Source organism: Okeania sp. (assembly GCF_035285525.1).
Classification (GTDB): Bacteria; Cyanobacteriota; Cyanobacteriia; order Cyanobacteriales; family Microcoleaceae; genus Trichodesmium.
Genome location: NZ_JAYKGW010000213.1, coordinates 14,192 through 35,076, shown reverse-complemented (window position 1 = coordinate 35,076; position 20,885 = coordinate 14,192). Strand labels below are relative to the sequence as shown.

Sequence of the window (20,885 nt, the reverse complement as noted above, 5' to 3'; positions counted from 1 at the left end):
CTTGTGCTTCTTCTCCTAATACCTGTTGTAATTTAATAGCGATCGCCTGTAATTTTGCTTCTGGTTCACTAAGGATTTGTTTAATCAATTCGGCAAAAGCATTTAACCAAGCTAAAAAGGGAATATTTCTTTGAAATTGGTCAAATTTCCCCGCAATAAAATAACCTCTTTTCTCAACTATAGGTTTATGAATTTCATTCACTAATACTGATTTGCCAATCCCAGAAAATCCTCCTAGTAACATCAATTCACTTTGGGGTTTTTCTTGGTCAGAAACCCGATCAAAAGCTGTCAGTAATTTCTCTAATTCTCGATCTCTGCCATAAATTTTTTCTGAGATCATTAAACTTTTACTCCGGTCTTTTGTACCTAAATCAAATAACCCTATTTGTCGATTATTTTTCCATTCATACTGACATTTTTTTAGATCGTGTCCTAATCCTTTTAGACTTTGATAGCGTTCTTCTGGCATTTTCGCCATCAATTTCAAAACTATATCATTGAGAGGTTTTGGTATATTAAAATTAATATCAATTATAGGTTGAGGAATCTTAGCAATATGACAATGAACTAACTCCATTGGGTCTTCTGAAGTAAAAGGAAGTTGCCCAGTTAATAGTTGATAAAATGTGACTCCTAATGAGTATAAATCGCTGCGAAAATCAATACCTCTATTCATTCTTCCAGTTTGCTCTGGTGATATATAGGCTAAAGTTCCTTCCCAGGTATTAGGATTACGAACTTCTACTTTTTCTTTTGGTAGTTTAGTTATGCTACTAAAGTCTATAATTTGGATCCTTTTTGTATGAGGATTAATAATAATATTTTGAGGTTTAATGTCTTTATGAATTATTTGATGATTATGTAATTTTTTTAGGGGATTAACTATTTGTAGAGCAATGTGAAAAAAATCACTAATTTCTAGAGGAATAATATTTAAACTAGAAGTATCTTGGTTACTTAGATATTGGTAAAGTGAAATACCCCCAAAATCTTCCATCACTAATATTAAACGTTGCTCAAATTTTTCCAATGCCAGCATTTTAACTATTCCGGGAAAATTTAAGTCTTTAATAAGTGTGTAAGCACTGCGATATTGAGCTAATTGTTTTAAATTAGGATAAAGATGATTTGGTAGTTTCAGAATAACTAATTTTTTCGATGATTCTACATAAGCACGATAAATAGTTGTACGTTCGCTGGCATATATTTGCTCCAGAATTTGATAATTAAGAATCTTCTGCATAGTTAATTTAATTAAAGATAATGTATTTTATACCAACTTATTTTACCAGAAGATTTAGTAATTACAGGAATTACGCAAAGGTACTATACATAGGGTTTGCGCTCAAAAGTCTTTTGGTGAACGTAGAGAGTAGGAAGTAAACCCACCCTTAACCCTTCCCAGGAGGGGAAGGGGAAGTCAGGAGGAATGAGAGTTATAGAGGAATTAGAAGTAAGAATTTTCTCTTAATTTTTCACCTCAAACGTGAGCCTTCTGATGCTAACTTTTTCAACCTTTTTGACCTAAAAACTGACACTTTTTCCAGACTTAAAAATTCTAAAAGCTTTATCTTTCAATTCTTTCAGATTTCCATACGCAAGTCCTATATAGAGTCAAAAAAAACAATTGCGTATGGAGTTTTAAGTGCTATATCTAAAGTCGCTGCGTAAGCCCTAAATTATTCCTGAAGTAACAAAAATGCGCGATCGCTTAATTTTAATTACGGATGAGGGACTCCATTACCTTATTTAGGAGGAACCGGATCATAACCACCTGGATGAAAAGGATGACAACGCAAAATTCGCATCATTGCCATTCTGCTACCTTTAAAAATGCCAAATCTTTCGATCGCCTCCATTGCATATTCTGAACAAGTTGGTTGAAAACGACATGATGGAGGTAACATTGGGGAAATTAAAATTTTGTAGCCTTTAATTAATTTAATAAGTAATATTTTCATAAGAGTTGTTGGGAATAGATATAAAGTATTTTTGCGTTCTATGAGATGCACCCAATTATCAATTATCCATGATTAATTATTTCTTGTTTTGTCAAACAAAAAGCAATTCCTTTTTCATAATAAGCTACCTCATTAATAAAAACAGGCCATACAGAACTTTCCTCATCATAACAAATTGTTTCACCATCAAAAGTTAAAAAGATGGGAGCGCCCGGATTTAATTTTTGATAATCTCTCCCTTGCAGCTCAGGGTGAATCATTGCGGTTATTTCTCCATGTTTATTTTTAGGATAATCCACAACTTTTAAATGTTTATAAACTACAATATCCCGATTTATATGATGTAGCTTACCTTCATTAAATTGTTCAATAAAATCTAAACTTCTTTGCACTAATTTTTCGGTTTTCTGAAATAAATCTGCCTGAAGAGTTCCTGGAGCAATCGGACCTACTTCAATACCTAAACTACATTCACATATAGAATTGACAAAAGAATTTTCCACTCCTGGATTAATCCAACTATACACCTTCAAATCTGGTTCAAATGAACTTAAATAAGCAACCATTTTTAAATTAAAAGGATGATTATTTACTAAAACAATTGTTAATCCCATATTAGCAGTAGTAGTATGCAAATCTAAAATAAAATCAAATTTAGGATTTCCTTTCGGACCTAACATTTGATTAATAAACCTGGCTCTACTTTGTTCATAGTTAAGATTAGTATCCTTTTCTAAATATTCGGCTTTAAAACAACGGTTTAAATCTGTATCAACATATCTTCTAACTAACTCAAATGCTTTGGGATTAGCCAATAATGTGTTAGTCTCAAAATTTGTTCTACTAATCAAATCAGGAAACTTTTCAAACTTTTTAACCAGGTATATTCCTGTAAATTCATTTCCGTGGGTTCCACCGACAATTGCTAATTTATTAATTTTTTCCATTATCCTAAATAATAATTATTCACCTGTACTTAATTCGTAAGCATTTAGCTATCAGTTATTAGCTATCAGCTATCAGCTAGCCTTTTCTTCTTTCCTCCGGAATGCTTCGCAAACGGACTTCTCCGCAAACAGAGGAACTGCGTTAACAGCTTTGAATTATTATAATTTATTAATATACAAAAGAAGGAATTAGCCTCTAAAAAGAATTAAAAGTTATACCTGCGAAGTATTCCGCAGGAAATGCTGAATGCTAATATAGCAATCCTAAATGCAACAAATCAAAAATTAGAAATAAACTCTGAAACTCTTACCAAATCATTAATAATTAAATAATTAAATAATTAAATAACTCAGGTTTAAAGCCGACCCTTTCAAGGGAAAAAAAATAAATTTTTTCCTTTTATTCAATCCTATCCGTTTTTAGGGAAAGGTAATTATCAATTATCTATTATCAATTATCCATTATTAAACCATTTCCTCCATACCTATTGCCGAAAAAAGGCAATATTTTTGACACTAATAAAATAGAATTTATATAGCTGAATGCTTACCTTAATTCTGAACTTTCTTCTATTAACTCTGACTCTTCAGAGATATTACTCGGTAGACTTTTATAAAAAGTTTCTAGACTGCGGCGATCGCCTACATAACGCCAATGCCAAGGTTCATAACCAACAATTTTCTCATCATCGACAGGTATCATTTCAAAGCTAAAATAGGCAGCATTATTTTTTAACCACTGAAAAGCTGTCGTATTTTCAAACTCTACATTTTGATAAGCTTCCGGTGCATTTTTATCCCCAATATCAACAGCATAACCTGTAATATATTCCCCATAACTTAAAGGTGAAAAATTGTTATTATAATTTTCCCCAATAGTATTAGCATTACTCACCAAAGCTTCCAAATCAGACTTAGACAAAAAACCTCTTAAAACTACTAAATTAATCCCATTATTTCTAGCTGCATTCAGCATTTCTTGAAACTTTCTAGCTGCATTTATTTCCAGTCGAATATCACTATCAGCAACTACATAATCTAGTTCTTTTTCTGGTATTTCTGAATAAGGTAAATCTGCTAAAATATTTTTTTCAGATTCAATTTTAGCAGTCTCTGTAGAAACAGAATTATCTACTTGAATACTATCAGTTTCAGCTTCAGATGATGAAGCACTGACTTGATTGAGATTAGATAAAACTTGTAATACTAAAGTAATTACTCCAACCAAAACAATTATTCCTACCCAGCTCCAAATCCATTTTTTGTTGTTAGGTTGAGTAGAAATAATTTCCTCATGCTTTTGAGGGTCTCTTACTGCTTCGGGAACTTCATCCACAACAGTTTCTGGGATTAATGATGAATCTTCTGACAGACTTTTGTTGTTCAAAGCTTTACTCCTGCTACTGAATTTCAAAATCGTCTTTATTTTATATGTAAATCTTGATAAATTAACAAATATAAGTCATAAGTCATAACTCAGGAGTCAAATTACAGAAAATTCTAAGTATATAGGGAATAGGGAACAGGGAAGAGTTTAGAGGGTAGTCCTGCATAGTAATGGTATAGAGCAAATAAGGAATACAGCTACGCGGGAGCAAGATGCTCCCACTGTGCATCCTAACAAAGGTAATGAAAATGCACGACCATTACAATGCACCACTACCGTTTAGAGTATTTTTCAGGGCCAAATTTTCTGATAGTTAGGGTCAAAACTCGATCATTTTGAGACAACTAAAACAAATGTTCTCAGATCGCACTAACTCTCCCCCACTCCCCTACTTCCCTACTCCCGCACTCCTTTTGCCCACTCAATAAATAATTTTGCCTGTTGCGCCCAAAAATCAGAACCCCAATAAACAAAACAACTGGTTTCACACAACAATAACGCTCTACTTTTTTCATCCGAACCCTTGCCAGACTCCACAACCTTGACATAATCTTGACTCAACTCTTCCACTGCTGCCAATACCTCTTGTCGCAAATCTCCCTCTTGCCATTGTTGATGACCTCCTATCCACGAACCTCCCGTTGACTTCAACCTTACCTCCGTTACTGCTCCTGCTGATAAATAACTATCAATATATTCACTCACCGTCATAAAACCCACATCCAACCAGCGATCGCGTTCCCGAAACAGAGGAGCAAAAGAATTTTTAAAATATTCAAACATCATCACATTACCATTCTCCCCATCAGAAGTCGGCACCACCAAACCAGGAGGTTTCATTCCCACCACTCCACCACGATATCGCACATCACTAATACAACCCTCAGCATTTTGACCACTTTGTTGTCGAATCCCCATATCCGTATCCCTCACCACACAGAGAATACGTTCCGACTCACCCCCTGATTCCACCACCAACCAATGTACTCGGTTTTCTAACTCTGGTGTACTCCAACCTTCAGGATGTTCCAATGCTGCATTCGGTAAAATAATCCACTCATAACCGCACTTTTTCAACAAACGAATAAATCTCAATGCTTCTGCGGAATCACCAGTCATTCCCATCTCCGGTGGAAAAAAACCTCTAACTCGTGATAACGCATCCTCCCCAAACAAATCTGCAAACACCTTTCGCCATTCCATAATTTGAGCTTCGTGGTCTCGTTCCGGAGTAGCAGGAAAATAACAATGACTGTATGCACTACCAGCAAATTCTATTGTATCGGAATATTCTGTCAGAACTTCTCGCCACAGACTAATCACGTCTCCTACCGCTTCCCCATCAACATAAAGATTAGAGAAAATACCATTTGTAGAGAGTTTTCCCATCTCTTCCAACAATACTCCCGAATAATCTACCATCATCCGGGGTTGATGACCTTCTTCAGATAGTTGTTTAGCATAGCGAGCCGGATTTTTGTATGCTTGGGCAAACCATTGAGCATTCCAACACTCTTCTGAGTTAGGTTCACCATTCAGCATTTTTTCTAGGTTTCCCTGCAATTGGCCATTATGCCAAATCGGAGGTTGGTGAAAATGTAACCAGGGGACAAATAAAACTTGGGCATTATTTAACATTTCAGCAAGACCACTAATTTATTTATTCCCTATACCACAAAAAATCAAATTAATTTTACCCAAAAAAAAATTAAGATATAAAGCCTCTCTATTAGACATCTCCAAAAATCAAAAATCAAATCAATTCTTATCCATAAATTATCAATTCTTTCTTCCTGTTCCCCCATATCTAGTGTTCCCTGTTCCCTCTTTTGCGGTCGTTTTGTGCTCCGCAAAGCTCCGCTTTTCATGTCGCGTAGTGAAACGGCATATCCCATCGACCAAGAAAAGAAAAAAATTCCTTTTAGCCAATTCTCTTGTTTATAAGAAGAGGTCATTTCAGCTATCAGTTATCAGTTATCAGTACCTCTAGCTGTTTGCGCAGCATGACCTAGGAAAGCAAGAGCCTTGGCATAAATAACGAGTATTCTCTTTTTTTTTCCCTTAAAAGGGGGAGGCGCATACCCACAATTTTTCGGTAATTATTAATTATTAATAAAGCTGTCCAAGCTAAATGTTTAAAACTTATTATTATATCATATCCGGATCATAATTAATAAAAAAAATGTCTTCTCTTCAACCTTTTTTTTCCTACTCCCTACTCCCTAGTCCCTACTCCCTCCTACTCCCTAAATTAAAATCCAAAGCTCAAATCTGTAATTATAAGCTGACCATCAAAAGAATAGAAGATTACTTTGTAAATATCTTTACCAGTCACCTTTAGTTTAGCATTTGGAGTAATAATTGAATTAGAGTTTAGCAAATTTGAAGTTGGCATTTCATCTTCAGCTAAAAGTTCTTCATTTTGATCGTAAGCTGACAAAACAGTTCGGCGAGAACTTGTGATTAATCCACTGACAAACTTGACTGGATATTTGAAGGTAATTTCTATGAGGCCACTTTTTGGCGCTCCCATAATAACTCTAACACCTAAAGGAACTCCAAAAGCAGGATTCGATGGTTCGATAGCGATCGCATTAGAGAAACTTAGGCCCCAATTCTGAAATTGATGATTTATTACTTCAAAAGATTTTAAATTTTGTAGTCCAAGGTGAATACAACTGGGCATACTTGCAAATCTCAATAATTCTGATTCAATTTGGTTACGCTCAGGAGTCGCTACAAATTTATACCTGTTACTATTGTGAACTCTGAAGTTATCAGTTAAAGGATTAATGTTGTGGGTTGTATCAATTTTCAAAGTCTGTAGCATTGGACCTCCTTAGATAGTATTAATTACTTGTATAATGGGTTTCACCCCTCATTTGTTATCCCTTTATAGGTTATTCACTCAACCTCTGATTTAACCAGGACAATTTTTAATATAAGGAAAAGTATTATTAATTAGGGTAAATAAAAGGTTGCAAATATGTTCAGAAAATAAGGATAAATAACAAAGCAGAGAAAATGAGCCGAGCTTATCATAGTGTTTTAGTGAGAAACTCGGTATATGCAATTTTTAATAAATGAAACTACAAAATCAAAATCAAGGGTAAGGAAATAGGGAACAGGGAAGAAAAAAGCCCCTTATCGGTTTCAAGGGAATAATCTAAGAGCCATAGTTTATCTTCTATCCCAGTATCACTACTACACCACTACCCTAAATATTAGATATTTTTTGAAGCTGTTTTTGACGACTTATATTAATCAATTTTTTGGCATCATCAAGTTTGACTGATACATTTTCAATAAATTCTCGTTCAAGTCCTTGTTCACTGAGAAAATATAGTGGTTTTTCTCTTGGTTCTTTGACAGTTATCATTTTTAAATAGTGTTTTTTCTATTCGTAGAATATTGACGTATTTAGCATACTCTATATGAGGATAATTTTCAACTTTTAAAACTTAAATCCTGAAAATTAAGTCTTGCTTATAAAAGGAGTAATTTCATTGATAAGGAACTTTTGAAACCCTGGGAATGGGGGGTGTGGAGATGAGGGGGTGTGGAGATGATGGGGTGAAGAGATGGTGGGATAAAAGCCTCTAATTAAATACCTTTACTACCCCAGAATATTCATTGAATAGCAAACACATAACTTCTCTAGAATGTCTAAATTTGATGTAAAAAAGATGTTTATTAAGCATCTTTTATAAAGGGGAAAATCTCACAAAAATTCCCCCTTTTAAAGGGGGGATTGTCAATGTATTCATGACTGTAAAAAATTCTATAAAGTTGCGATATTTATCAGCAGTTATCAATAATAATAAAGTGAGTTCTTGAACAATACAGTTCAGTTAAGAATTTTTTGGGCAGTTTTGGAGTCTAAAAAGCCTATATAATGGTTCCATATCTTATGAGTTTTCGTCTTATAGCAATGTGCGCACTTAATATTTACAAATTTCAGGAGGTGTCCAAGCAGCTCAAAGCTTTATATTATAGGCAATTTATTCTCCCAGTTAAGTGTTCCCTCCATACCTGTTCCCTGGGCGTAGCGCTATAAATGAACCCTATTGATTGAGTTATTGAGCAATTCAGTCTATACAAATTGTTGTATAGTAATTCTAAAGTTTGGGTTTGGAGACCAAAACCCTACGATTTGCCAAATCTAATTTTTCTTGGCATCTCTTTGTTTCCAAAAATCACCACTGATTGCTTACTCTGATTTTAATCAAGCAAGTTTTGCTTTTTCTAGGTTATCATTAAGTTTACGAATTATTACTTGTTCATACTAATGATTAACTATTTCTCTAGGTCTTAAAACAGGTTGCACAAGATCAACTATTTTAGCTCCAATTGCCGTGTGAAATTTTTCTGGCATTTGCCCATAATAAGGTCTTCCAGTAATCACATACCAAGCCAACATTTCACAATTATTAGTATGAATATTGTACTTGCCAAACTTGTCTAAATATTCACAAGCTAGTTCTTCTTCTTCAACTATTAATTCTGCGCCTTTTCCCTGATATTCAATTCCTTCAAGCTGATAAGTTTGGCTTGGGTTTCAGCTTGAGTCATAATATAAAGTAAAATCAATTATCATCAATAAATTATTCACTATAGGGGTGGGTTCCCTGTTGCCTTTTTAAAAAATAGAAATTACCATCTTCGCCAAACGTTTCATTCCTTCTTGAATATCCTCATCAGAAGCTGTCAAACTAATCCGAATACACTCTTGTTTATGAACCCATTCTTCTCTTAAACCAGGGAAAAATGAACTACCAGGTACAACAATAACTCCCACTTCTTTCAACTTTTGGTAAAACTCCCAATCAGTCATGGGTAAACCCTTTAACCACAACCAAGCAAAAATAGCTCCCTCAAAACGATGGAGAAACCAGGGTAAATTTTTCGGCAAAGCTCTTTCTAAAGTTGATTCTAAAATCGAAAATTTATTTTGATAAAAAGGTCGAATTACTTGACTAGAAATTTCAGCCAAAGCGCCAGAATTAATTGCATCAGTAGCGATCGCCTGTCCATAACGAGGAGAATGAATACACATATTAGTCTGAAACGCCTGCAAAACCTGAATTATTCCTTCATCTCCAATAGCAATGCCAATTCTTTCTCCGGGAAGTCCAGCCTTTGATAAACTCAGACAGTGTACAATATTTTCGCCAAAAACAGGTTCCATCTCCACAAAATTTAACCCTGGATAAGGAGGAGCATAAGCAGCGTCCACAAATACTGGCACATTATAAATAGCAGCTTGATGGGCAATTTTCTTGACCTCATCAGCACTAATTACATTTCCAGTAGGATTACAAGGACGAGAAAAAATCACACAACCAGTATTCTCATCAATCACCAATTGACTAAAGTCAGGACAATATTTGAAGCGATTACCCTCAAAATCAATATCCAGAGTTGGTTTGTAGGCCACCACTGCCTCTGGGGTAAAACTAACTCCGCCATAACCCGTATAGTCTGGACTCAGAGGTAGGACAATTTTTTTCAGAATTTGGTCCTTAGTATATCCACCAAAAGCATTAGCAGCATAAAAATATATAGACTGAGAACCTGGAGTAATTAAAACATTGCGATCGCTCAAACTCAATCCATAGCGATAATTAAAATCATTAACCACTGCATCAATAAAAGGTTGATAGCCCTGAGACGAACCGTAACGTCCTACAACTTCTCCATATTCTTGACTTGCTAATAACTTTGTGGTAGTATCTCTCCACAATTTTTCTACCTCTGGCAAAACCAAAGGATTTCCAGAACTAAAATTGAGAAATTCCTGACCTTGGCCTGCTCGTAGAGTAGCAATAATATCTGCCATAATAGCTCGCACACCCGTAAGGCGGGACATTGTTGTACCAAATTGACTCAAGGTAGGATTAATCATAGGATTCAATTAACAATAGGTTAATATTTGGTTAATTTTAACGAAAATCTCTAAAGAGTTTACCTCTAGCAGTGTAACTATTCAACTAAGCATAATATTAGACTGCTAATAGGGAAGGTGGTCTACTGACAAGAAAACCACTGTAAGTTACGAAAATTTGAAAACACCATCCAATAAAAAATTGCAATCTAAAAATTAGCCCTAATATATGACTAAAAAAGAAGAAAATCGTCACTCTGCCACTCATAAAGAACAATGTATAATGCTGCGTGCAGGGAAGAGGGAACACAGAAGGTGGGAACAGGGAGAATGAATCGCCGATAATATAAGGCTTTTAGCTATTGGACAACTCCTGAGATTTGTAAATATACCAGTGCTCATTGCTATAAAAAAATGGCACAGTTGAACGGGTGGAAATTAATTAGGGTTTGCGTATGGAAATTCTGATGGTGGAGGTAGAGAGTAGGGAGTAGGGAGTAAACCTACCTCTAACCCCTCCCAGGATGGGAATTTAGGAGGAATCAGAGTTATAGAGAAATTCGTTTTAGATTTATTTGAGCTTGTGGGGCTACAAACCCGGTTTTTTCAAAAAACGGGGTTTCTGATTAGCGAGGTCTATTTTCTCTTGCCTAAAAATATAACTAATTATTCTAATTGAAACAATTGACTACTAGGCTATCCTTTATAATTATTTTGGCTTCTTCTCTCTTCCTTCAAAATAAATGGATACTAAAACTATCTGGCAAATAGATTATTACCGTCGCCCCCTCCAGGATAAACAAGGCCAAAAATTATGGGAATTATTAATTTGTACTCCCAATCGTAACTTAGAATTTATGGCTATGTGTCCCCAGTCAGAAGTTAACGCTAACTGGGTTGTGGCACAACTGCAAAAATTAGCTCAAGACCAAAGTTTACCAAATATCATTCAAGTATTTCGACCTCAATGTTTGGGGTTAATCGAAACTGCTGCTCAAACTTTAGGGCTGAAAGTCCAACCAACTAGACGAACAACCGCTTTAAAACAATGGTTACTCGAAAGAGCAGAAAAATATCAGGAGATGGAAGCATATAATGGAGAATTTTACAACCCCTTATTGTTAGATGTTCCTCCACCAGTACCATTAGCGGAAAATTTGTGGGGCGATCGCTGGAGGTTTGCTTCTTTGCCTGCTGGTAATATTCAGGATATTATGGAACGCCCCATACCTATTTTGGGAGCGCCAGAATTTCTGTTACCTTTGAATTTGGGATTATCTTCAATATTGCCAGTACCAGGAGTAGTTATAGATGGCGGTCGTCAGTCTATGAGATTAGCTAGATGGTTAGAAACTGCCGAACCATATCTTTTAAATTATATTCCTGGGGAACCTGATGGATTAATTTTAGAGACAGGGTTAGTAGATAGGTGGGTAGTTGCTACTTTTTCAGATAGAGAAGTATCGGCAGCAGGTCAAGTTTATGAGGAGAGAAAAGAGCCAACTCAGGGGTTACATTTTTTATTAGTGCAACCCGATGATTCGGGAATGACTTATAGTGGATTTTGGCTTCTTTGAATCATTAATAATTGATAATTAATTCTTAGAGGTTTAAAATCTGTTCTTTTTAAGATAAACAGGACTTACGCAAAGAAGAAAAAAGCAATAAGAAAGAAGGAAGGCTTAAATTTAGGAAGTAGGGGAGTTTGCCAAGTTGTCCATCTTAGTTGGTACGTGTTGGATCACATCTTGCCATACCTGGGAGTGCATCGACTTGTATTCAGGGAAGAGTTTTTTGGTTTGTGCTAAATCTGCTAGCTGAACACTTTGCCACAAAACATAACCATTAATTATATTTGGGTGCTTATCCCCTTTCTTCGTTATTGGGTTGCCATCACTGCCTTTTTTTCTACCATCCCTGGTTTGTGTTCTAAACTCTGGTATGTTTTGATAAATCCGCTCTACTGGTACTACTGAAACATTAAGAGGACAAAAGTTTACTGGTGTGCGCGTGGCTTCAAACCAGTTTAGCTGAAAGGCTAAACGGTAATTATATTGTTTTCTAGCCATGGACAACCAGTTAGATACAATTACTGCTTGACTCTTATTTGGCTTGAGCTTGTACTTATATTTCAGTAGCATGGCCGAATCTACCAGGATTTCTCAAGTAGTTGTTGTAATAGCTGTGTATATAATTGTCAATAGCTATAGCAAACAGGACAATAGACATCTCCAAAAATGCCAATTTGGGAACGGCGGGGTAAGACTTTGAGAACCTTTTCTGGAGATGTCTAATAGTAAAACCAAACACTCTAGCCAGGCTTTCATCCCGACGCTCCCCCGTAAGGGCGAGAGCGCGGGATTTCCGGCCGGGGGAGTTAAAAGGAATACCAAGAATCTCAAGCATGGCCAAAAAACAAGGTCTCCAACATTCCCTTTCGAGGGGATGAAAAAGAAAATTCTGGTTTCCAAACCTCCTACTAAACTAGGAGATACTAATAACTAATAACTGATAACTGAAATGACAGAAGCAAAGATTGGCATTATTGGCGGTAGTGGTTTATACAAAATAGAGGCACTCAAAGATATAGAAGAGATTAAGGTAGATACACCTTTCGGTTCTCCCTCTGATACTTTTATTGTTGGTACGTTAGAAGGAACACGAGTCGCTTTTCTTCCCAGACACGATCGCAACCATGCTTTATTACCATCGGAATTACCATTTCGTGCCAATATCTATGGTATGAAAAGTCTCGGTGTGGAATATTTAATATCTGCTTCCGCAGTAGGTTCTCTCAAAGAAGAAGTTAAACCCCTAGATTTAGTGGTGGTAGACCAATTTATTGATCGGACAAAAAGTCGGGTATCAACCTTTTTCGGTGAAGGAATAGTTGCACACATTACTTTTGAAAATCCCACTTGTCCTCAACTAGCAAAAATCCTGGCGGATGCTGCGGAAAGTTTGAATTTATCAGATATAAGTATACATCGCACTGGTACTTATTTATGCATGGAGGGTCCTGCTTTTTCTACTAAAGCGGAGTCAAATTTATATCGCAGTTGGGGTGCAGCAGTTATTGGCATGACAAATTTACCGGAAGCTAAGTTAGCAAGGGAAGCGGAAATAGCTTATGCAACTTTAGCTTTGTCTACAGATTACGATTGTTGGCATGAAGAACATGATAGCGTGACTGTAGAAATGGTGGTGAATAATTTAAAGAAAAATGCGGTGAATGCGCAAAAAGTTATTCAGGAAACTGTGCGGAGATTGAGTGAAAATATGTTTGTTTCTGATTCACATTCAGCTTTAAAAAATGCTATTTTGACTCCTTTGGATAAAGTACCTGCGGCAACTAAAGAAAAGTTAGAATTATTGTTGCAAAAATATATTTAATTTTGAAGCCAAAGGAAGGCAGAAGAAAAAGAAAGGTTGAAGGGGAAAAAGTTTTTTGATAACTGATTATCCCGACATGATATTACAAAAAATATGAAAATATAGAGGCTCTGTAGAGGCCAATGCCATTCGCCCTTATTTATATAGAGCAGATTGAGGGCGAATAATGTACAGGGTAAATGGTGGAAATATTATAGTGTCGGCATATTACCCATGGGGTACACCCTCACGGGCAACGGAAAGCACTGTATAGGGGTTCTGCGTAAGTCCTATTAATGTTAGTATGGTAAAAAATTTCAGGACTGACGCAGATGAACCCAGAAACCCGCTACAAGCCTAGACTGCTATTGCTTAAAACAAGGATTTATCCTAGAAACCAGGTTTCTCCCTTGTAAGTCCTAAAATTTAATATAGCAGTAGAACCAAAGGGCGCGGATATTTCTACATCCTGAAACCCCTTAATATTCAACTGTTCCCTATTCCCTATTCAAGTAGCACCATACCAAAAAATTATTGAACATGATTAACCAATCAAAAAACACTACCTGTTCATCAGTAAGTCCGAGTCTAGAAGTAGCCAGACAAGAATATCAATATAACTATACATACATTCCTCCTGTGGCAATGGTGAATAAATTACCAAAGCGAGAGAAACCTTCTCAAGAATGGTATTTATTATTAGTAAAAAACATACGTTTGCTATTTCTAAATACCCTAATTACAAACCGGGGAAATCGAGGAAATCGTGGAGTCAGAGATGATGTGATTGAATATATTTTAGCAGTAATTTATGAGCAGATAAAATCAATGAAAATGGGAAAAGAGAATAAAACTCTACCATTTTTTATTCAATTATTTTTGAGTCAAAATTTATTATTAACTCAACAATTATTAAGTCAAGGAGTACCTAATGATTTTCGTGAAATAGATGACTTCTTGATTTCCCTTCTGAAGGAAAATGGTCTGTCAATACTTAAGAATATTAAGAACGAAGTTGGAACAGTATTAGAGAAAGGACGTCCAGAAGGTCATGTTACGAGTCTTGAAGACTATCAAAAACTTTTCTCCTATAAAGAACTATTTCCAGAAACAGGAGGGATACCAAGCATCGCTCATACTTTTACAGAAGATGAAGTATTCGCTTATATGCGAGTAGCAGGTTATAATCCTCTGATGATTGAGCGGGTATCAAATCTTGACAAACGTTTTCCGGTTACAAATACCCAATATCAAGCAGTGATGGGTAGTGATGATTCATTAGAAACAGCGGGAGCAGAAGGACGACTTTATCTAGCAGATTATAAAATTTTAGAAGGTGCGATTAATGGTACATTCCCCAAAGAACAAAAGTATATTTATGCGCCTCTAGCTTTATTTGCGGTGCCCAAAGGTTCAGATTCAAACCGTAAATTACTTCCTGTAGCTATTCAATGCGGTCAAACTCCAGGAACGGATAACCCCATTTTTACTCCCAACTCTTCTAAGTATGCTTGGTTATTTGCTAAAACGGTTGTGCAAATAGTGGATGCTAATTTTCACGAGGCAGTCAGTCATTTAGCCAGAACTAATTTATTTGTGGGAGCATTTATTCCACCGACTCATCGACAACTGCCCCCAAATCATTGCCTAAGTATGTTGTTACGTCCTCATTTTGAAGGTACTTTATCAATTAATGATGGCGCTCAAGACAGGTTGATTGCTCCTGGAGGTGGGGTTGATAGTTTACTTTCAGCTACTATTGATAATGCTCGGGTTTTGACAGTATTAGGGTTGCAGAGTTATGGTTTTAATGCAGCTATGTTACCAAATCAACTGCAACAACGAGGAGTTGACGATAAGGAACTGTTGCCTGTTTATCCTTATCGGGATGATGCTTTGTTGGTTTGGGATGCTATTCATCAATGGGTTTCAGATTATTTAAGTCTTTATTATTCTAGAGATGAAGAGGTTCAGGCAGATCGGGAACTGCAAGCTTGGGCAGCGGAAGTTATGGCTGATGATGGAGGCCGTGTACCTGATTTTGGTGAAGATGGGGGTATCAAAACCCGGAAGTATTTAATTGATGCTGTGACGTTGATTATTTTTACTGCTAGCGCTCAACACGCTGCTGTTAATTTCCCGCAAAAAGATATAATGTCTTATGCTCCAGCGGTTCCATTAGCTGGTTATTTGCCAAGTTCAATTCTTAAAGGTGAGGTAACTGAGGAAGATTATTTGAATTTGTTACCTCCCCTAGAGCAAGCACAAGATCAATTGAATCTTACATATTTATTGGGTTCTGTTTATTACACGAGATTGGGTGAATATCCCAAAGATCATTTTACAGATGCGCAAGTGAAATCTCTATTAGAGAAGTTCCAGGAAAATCTGGAACAGGTGGAAGTTACTATTGAGCAGCGAAATTTGCACCGGATACCTTACAGGTATTTGTTGCCTTCTAAAACTCCCCAGAGTATTAATATTTAGGGAGTAGTTAAGACTCAAGAAGGATAAGGAGTTATATCATCTCTGGATAATTAGTGATAGAACTCCCTTCCATTGATGGTTTCTGAGTAATATCAAATCCGGTAGTATCGGTAGAATTAAAGATTGTAGGGGTTTGGTCTCCAATTTATCGGGAACCGTACTCTCTACATACTAGGACTTTTCGCTCTTTTCTGATGGTAGAATTTTATTCTCCAAAGCTAGCAGATTTTTGATATAATCAGGACTTACGCAGATGAACCCAGAAACCCCGTACGAGGGTAGATTATTACTGCTCAAAACCAGGATTTATCGTAGAAACCGGGTTTCGCATGCGTAAGTCCTAATAATATAATTCCTATCGCCATTCGTGGTTAAAACTCAGGCTTTAATTCTACCGGATTTGATATAACAAATAGACATCTCCAAAAATGAAAAATTAAATCAATTCTTATCCATAAATTATCAATTCTTCCCCTCATGGGAGGGGTGAGGGGTGGGTTACCTGTTCAGGGTTAAGTGTTAAGTGTTCCCTCTTTTCTGGAGATGTTTAATATCCTACTATTCTTGACATTATGGCAATTTTCAGGTAAGTAAAATTATACCTACTCATCATCAAACGTAAAATTATGGCTTCTTGGCAAGATAACTTCAAAAAATTTACAGGCAAAACCAGGTTTGTTGTCTCTCGTCTATTTCTACACTTAGCAGGTTCAGAGGTGACACCTTTATTGGGTGTTTTGAATAGAGCTGTTAGGGAAGCAGTTGAATCAGAAGGTGACTTGGAAGTAGTTGGGGAAAGACTCGTTGAAGTCTGTCAAAGTCTCTTGCAATATGATACCTACTGGCAATCGGCAGCTAACGAAGGTGACGTTGTTTGGGATGAGGGAGAAGCAGGAGACTTTTTTGATGAACTGTTTACAGACTCTGCTCAACGCTACCTAAGTTCTGGGGAAAATGAAGATGACGAAGAAAATAACGAACTTTTGACTTTACCTCCTACAGGTAATTTAGTGGTAATGATAACGGTTGCGTTCGAGGGAGAAGTGCCAGATATTGAAACCGATCTTGCGAGTATGGGAGCTATGACTCTAGGGTTGAAAGCTTTGATTAATTTGCATTACCAAGAAAAGTTGCGGGGTATTCAAATACATTTTTCTCCAGCACGTTTAGGGGATGAATTAGATAATGAACAATTATTAGTCAATTTTTCCGAATTAATTCCTTTGTAATATTATAAGGTAGGGAGTAGCCGTAGGTTGGGTTTCGTTCCATGCTACGCAACCCTAACGCTGAACTTCCCAACCTACGACTAAACCTACTATTGTTGGGTTTCGTTCCTCAACCCAACCTACGACTATTGTTGGGTTTCGTTCCTCAACCCAACCTACGACTATTGTTGGGTTTCGTTCCTCAAACCAACCTACGACTAAACCTACTATTGTTGGGTTTCGTTCCTCAACCCAACCTACGACTATTGTTGGGTTTCGTTCCTCAAACCAACCTACGACTGTTCCCTATTCCCTGTTCCCTAAAAGCTTTTGAATTTTCTACAGGAATCAAATATGATTGCTATACTATAATTTCATCTGTTCAATTAGATATTATAATTCTCAAATGAATTATCACAAAAATAAAAACTTTCAAGAAAATTCGGAACCAAATTATGATTCTGCTTCCAGTTCATTCAATTCTTTAGATAATGTAAAAAAATCAATTAAAGTTTTTTTTGCAGACTTCTTAGCCTGGTTTAAAACACTTCCTCAATGGGGGAAAATTGCCGGATTAATTATTATTCCCATATTTCTCATCAAAATATTAGAAGCTTTTGTTAGTTTAGTTTCTCTATTAATTACAATAGTAATATTTGGAGGTGTTATTTATTTTGGATATCGTTTTTTCATACCTCCTAATTACTCGGAAAAAGACAAATGAAAAATTGTGAAGCGCAGATTTACAGCAGATTTCCGACAAATAATTTATAGGGTAAATAGTGAAAATTTTATAGTGCGAGTTTTCAGAACCCGCGGGTGTAACATCTGATTTTGCCCGCGCGGGTATACTTCATAACAACAGGACTTACGCAAAGGTACTATATATAGAGTTTTTTAACTACCAGTTCAAGGGTTTTAAGCACCATATCTAGGGTTGCTGCGTAAGTCCTGAACAAATAATGTGGTAAATGGTGAAAGTTTTATAGTGCGAGCTTCCAGATACTGCCAGTATAACGTCTGATTTTGCCTGGGCGGGTATACCTCACAGGCAACGAAAAGTGCTTTAGGAATATATAGACTAAACTGCTTATGTGCTTGGGTTTGGAGACCAAACCCCTACAATAAAATATGACAATCTAATTTAGAATTGCTATAGAACAAATTACTACTATATTTATCTATATTATCTATGTCGGAGTTAAAATCTAAGCAACTACCAATCTGGGTTCGTAGATGTGGTGCTTGGACTACAGAAGTATCTCTTATTTTAGTGAGTGGAGCAGTTCCATTTTGGCTTGGCCAGTTAGGTAGCTTTGGCAATAAATCTGTTCCTCTTAACCCAGTTGTAGCAAAAACTACAGAAGTAATTGCCAATACTTTCGGAATACCATTACGAAATCCTTATCAAAAAGTAACTCCTTTAGCTAATTTATTATGGTCTGGAGCATTATTAGCTCCTACAATAATTGTAAGTTGGCAATTATACCTATTAGCCACAACAGGTCAAACATTGCCGAAACGTTGGTTTGAAGTTAGAGTTGTGTCAGCTTTGGGAAATTCTCCTGGTTGGAAAAGAACCTTAATTCGCGAGGGTTTGGGAAAATGGGGATTACCTATGGGAACTGCCTATTTAATTTGGCATCTCAGTGGGGCATTTCCTTCTCTGGGAATCCTGCTTTTACTAGGAGGACTAACTTCCTTAGTTGATATTTATTTTGTTCGCCTCAATAAACTACATCGCACTGGACATGATCAATTAGGAAATACTTTGGTGGTAGATGCTCGCTCCGGGCAATTAGATTCTAATCCTTTTAGTTTCGGTAATACTGAGAAACAAATTTCTGTAACCACAATTATTCTGAGTGAGCAAAAATCAGAAAATTTTCGTTTATGGCCTTGGATACAACAAAATCCTGGTATTGCCATACTGACTGTGACTACTGTGGGTATACTCTCAGTTCTAGGAACTATCTTTGGTACTCAGGTTTATATTCAAGACCAGGCAAATTGGCGGGTGCTGAAACAACAAGATAATGATATGTTTCTAGCTCTGGTGAATAAGTTGTCTCTAACTTCCACTCAACCTCAAGAACGACGAGTGGCAGTTTTAGCTCTTGGTGCTACTAAAGATCCTCGTGCCATACCATTATTGGTAGATTTGTTGGGGCAAGAAAAAGAACAAAGTGTACTTGATGGAATTCAATTATCTTTAGTAAGTGCTGGACCAACTGTACTACCAGAGCTACGTCGTTTAAATCAAGCTCTGAAAAATGATTTGGACTCTTTAAGTTATGCTGGTAATACTAAAGAGCAACTGGTGGTATCTATAAAACTCAGGGCAACTCAAAAGGCGATCGCTAAGGTTCTTAAAGTTTATAGTGGTTCGGTGAAAGATGTTGATTTAAGTAGAGTAGATTTAGGTCAAGTTACTTCTACTCCAGCAAGTTTTACTTTGATATTAGAAAATACAGATTTGTCTGGAGTGAAATTTAGAGGTGCTATTCTCAATCAGGCTAGTTTTAAGAATAGTCGCTTTTATGGACCTGGAAAAGATAATCGTCTGGGTACTTTTGATGATTCAATTGCTGATTTTAGTGGAGCAAATCTGATAGAAGCAAATTTAACAGGTATTATGGGTCCAGTCTTTATGGAGCGTGCAGATTTATTTAGAGCAACTCTGAATAAGGCTAAAATTCCAGATTCTGTGATGACAAAAGCCAATTTAAGCCGTGCTAAGTTAATCGAAACTGACTTACAGCGAGCTAATTTAACCGGGGCAAGTTTTACTGGTGCAGATTTAGGAAGCGCTAATTTATCGGAAGCTAAATTATACCAAGCTACTTTAAGTAAAGTTAAAGCTGAAGGTACTATTTTTCAATCATCTGATTTAAGAGAATCTAATTGGCAAGGAGCAAATTTATCAGGGGCAAACTTTAGTAGAGCTAATTTAAAAAAAGCCAACTTAAGTTCAGCTAAGTTAAATAATACCGATTTTAGAAATGCTCAACTGCAAAATGCTAATTTACAAAATACAGATTTAAGTTTAGCAGATTTACGAGGAGCAAACTTAAGTGGAACAGATTTAAAAGGAGCAAAATTCGCAGTAACAAAACCTACTCAAGAAGAGCAATTTTTAACTAATCCCCTAGATGGTTTCAAATCCGAGAATTTAAAAGGAGTTAATTTTAATTTTGCCAAGAACTTAAACCAGAATCAAATTAACTATATTTGTCAACAGGGAGGAGTTCACGAACAATGTGAAAGTAATTAATAATTAATAATTGATAATTCAAACTGTTTCTAATAGATATCTCCAAAAATTATAGGGGTTTTCATTTTAGTCAATCCCAAGTAGGGGCGTTTGCGGAGCATGACCTTAGGAAATGCCATTCGCCCTTCCCAGGTTTTGGTTGTGATCATAATAATTAATATTAGAAAAAATATGATTCCTGACTCCTCACACCTTATGCTATGCTACATTATGAAAAATTTTGAGCTATAAAATCATAATGCATGAATTTTGACTTTTGACTTCCGTGAAACGGTATAAGGTAACAATTTATGATGATAAATACAACCATACAAACAACCAAAGTTTATGATGAATTTATTGAATTTATCGCTGGAGGTATA

At 36.2% G+C, this 20,885-nt stretch carries 18 protein-coding genes; 7 read left to right on the top strand and 11 right to left on the bottom strand.

Features of this window, described 5'->3' with window-relative positions:
* The 10 genes from VKJ25_RS20340 to VKJ25_RS20295 all read right to left on the bottom strand — a co-directional run.
* A partial coding sequence (locus tag VKJ25_RS20340) for a protein kinase domain-containing protein (RefSeq protein WP_324238465.1) occupies positions 1-1,246 on the bottom strand: 1,246 nt, incomplete at its 3' end.
* A gap of 502 nt (positions 1,247-1,748) precedes the next feature.
* Positions 1,749-1,964, bottom strand: coding sequence for a membrane protein insertion efficiency factor YidD (yidD, locus tag VKJ25_RS20335; RefSeq protein WP_324238464.1), 216 nt, complete (start codon positions 1,962-1,964; stop codon positions 1,749-1,751).
* Between the two features lie 62 nt (positions 1,965-2,026).
* On the bottom strand, positions 2,027-2,911 hold the full coding sequence (locus tag VKJ25_RS20330) for an aspartoacylase (RefSeq protein WP_324238463.1): 885 nt from the start codon (positions 2,909-2,911) through the stop codon (positions 2,027-2,029).
* 547 nt (positions 2,912-3,458) lie between these two features.
* Positions 3,459-4,298, bottom strand: coding sequence for a M15 family metallopeptidase (locus VKJ25_RS20325; RefSeq protein WP_324238462.1), 840 nt, complete (start codon positions 4,296-4,298; stop codon positions 3,459-3,461).
* A gap of 396 nt (positions 4,299-4,694) precedes the next feature.
* On the bottom strand, positions 4,695-5,936 hold the full coding sequence (locus VKJ25_RS20320; RefSeq protein ID WP_324238461.1) for a glycoside hydrolase: 1,242 nt from the start codon (positions 5,934-5,936) through the stop codon (positions 4,695-4,697).
* A gap of 44 nt (positions 5,937-5,980) precedes the next feature.
* Positions 5,981-6,253, bottom strand: a complete 273-nt coding sequence (locus VKJ25_RS20315; RefSeq protein WP_324238460.1) for a hypothetical protein — start codon at positions 6,251-6,253, stop codon at positions 5,981-5,983.
* Between the two features lie 296 nt (positions 6,254-6,549).
* Positions 6,550-7,128: a hypothetical protein gene (locus VKJ25_RS20310; RefSeq protein ID WP_324238459.1), complete on the bottom strand. Its 579-nt coding sequence runs from the start codon at positions 7,126-7,128 to the stop codon at positions 6,550-6,552.
* Positions 7,129-7,515: 387 nt separating this feature from the next.
* Positions 7,516-7,677: a hypothetical protein gene (locus tag VKJ25_RS20305; RefSeq protein WP_324238458.1), complete on the bottom strand. Its 162-nt coding sequence runs from the start codon at positions 7,675-7,677 to the stop codon at positions 7,516-7,518.
* Between the two features lie 906 nt (positions 7,678-8,583).
* Positions 8,584-8,718: a hypothetical protein gene (locus VKJ25_RS20300; RefSeq protein ID WP_324238457.1), complete on the bottom strand. Its 135-nt coding sequence runs from the start codon at positions 8,716-8,718 to the stop codon at positions 8,584-8,586.
* 219 nt (positions 8,719-8,937) lie between these two features.
* A complete protein-coding gene (locus VKJ25_RS20295) occupies positions 8,938-10,200 on the bottom strand; it encodes a valine--pyruvate transaminase (RefSeq protein ID WP_324238468.1) in 1,263 nt (420 codons plus the stop codon).
* Between the two features lie 725 nt (positions 10,201-10,925).
* On the opposite strand from VKJ25_RS20295, the gene VKJ25_RS20290 reads away from it, so the two are divergent.
* Entirely contained in the window at positions 10,926-11,759 is an 834-nt protein-coding gene (locus tag VKJ25_RS20290; RefSeq protein WP_324238456.1) for a Tab2/Atab2 family RNA-binding protein, read from the top strand.
* Positions 11,760-11,870: 111 nt separating this feature from the next.
* On the opposite strand, the gene VKJ25_RS20285 is transcribed toward VKJ25_RS20290, so the two are convergent.
* Positions 11,871-12,323 carry a helix-turn-helix domain-containing protein gene (locus tag VKJ25_RS20285; RefSeq protein WP_324238455.1) on the bottom strand — a complete coding sequence of 151 codons (453 nt, stop codon included), beginning with the start codon at positions 12,321-12,323 and terminating at the stop codon, positions 11,871-11,873.
* A 379-nt stretch (positions 12,324-12,702) separates the two neighbouring features.
* Between VKJ25_RS20285 and VKJ25_RS20280 the strand changes: the two genes are divergently transcribed.
* The 6 genes from VKJ25_RS20280 (at position 12,703) to VKJ25_RS20255 (ending at position 20,523) form a co-directional block, all read left to right on the top strand.
* Positions 12,703-13,575, top strand: a complete 873-nt coding sequence (locus VKJ25_RS20280) for an S-methyl-5'-thioadenosine phosphorylase (protein ID WP_324238454.1) — start codon at positions 12,703-12,705, stop codon at positions 13,573-13,575.
* Between the two features lie 519 nt (positions 13,576-14,094).
* On the top strand, positions 14,095-16,041 hold the full coding sequence (locus VKJ25_RS20275; RefSeq protein ID WP_324238453.1) for a lipoxygenase family protein: 1,947 nt from the start codon (positions 14,095-14,097) through the stop codon (positions 16,039-16,041).
* Positions 16,042-16,667: 626 nt separating this feature from the next.
* Positions 16,668-17,270 (top strand): DUF1517 domain-containing protein, encoded by a 603-nt coding sequence (locus tag VKJ25_RS20270; RefSeq protein ID WP_324238452.1) that lies wholly within the window; start codon positions 16,668-16,670, stop codon positions 17,268-17,270.
* 41 nt (positions 17,271-17,311) lie between these two features.
* The gene (locus tag VKJ25_RS20265; RefSeq protein WP_324238451.1) at positions 17,312-17,659 is read left to right on the top strand and encodes a hypothetical protein; all 348 of its coding nucleotides are present in this window, start codon (positions 17,312-17,314) and stop codon (positions 17,657-17,659) included.
* Complete coding sequence (locus VKJ25_RS20260; RefSeq protein ID WP_324238450.1) at positions 17,656-17,973, top strand: hypothetical protein; 318 nt, start codon at positions 17,656-17,658, stop codon at positions 17,971-17,973. The genes VKJ25_RS20265 and VKJ25_RS20260 overlap by 4 nt, the downstream gene beginning before the upstream one ends.
* Positions 17,974-18,441: 468 nt before the next feature.
* Complete coding sequence (locus VKJ25_RS20255) at positions 18,442-20,523, top strand: pentapeptide repeat-containing protein (RefSeq protein WP_324238449.1); 2,082 nt, start codon at positions 18,442-18,444, stop codon at positions 20,521-20,523.
* Positions 20,524-20,885 lie beyond the last annotated feature (362 nt).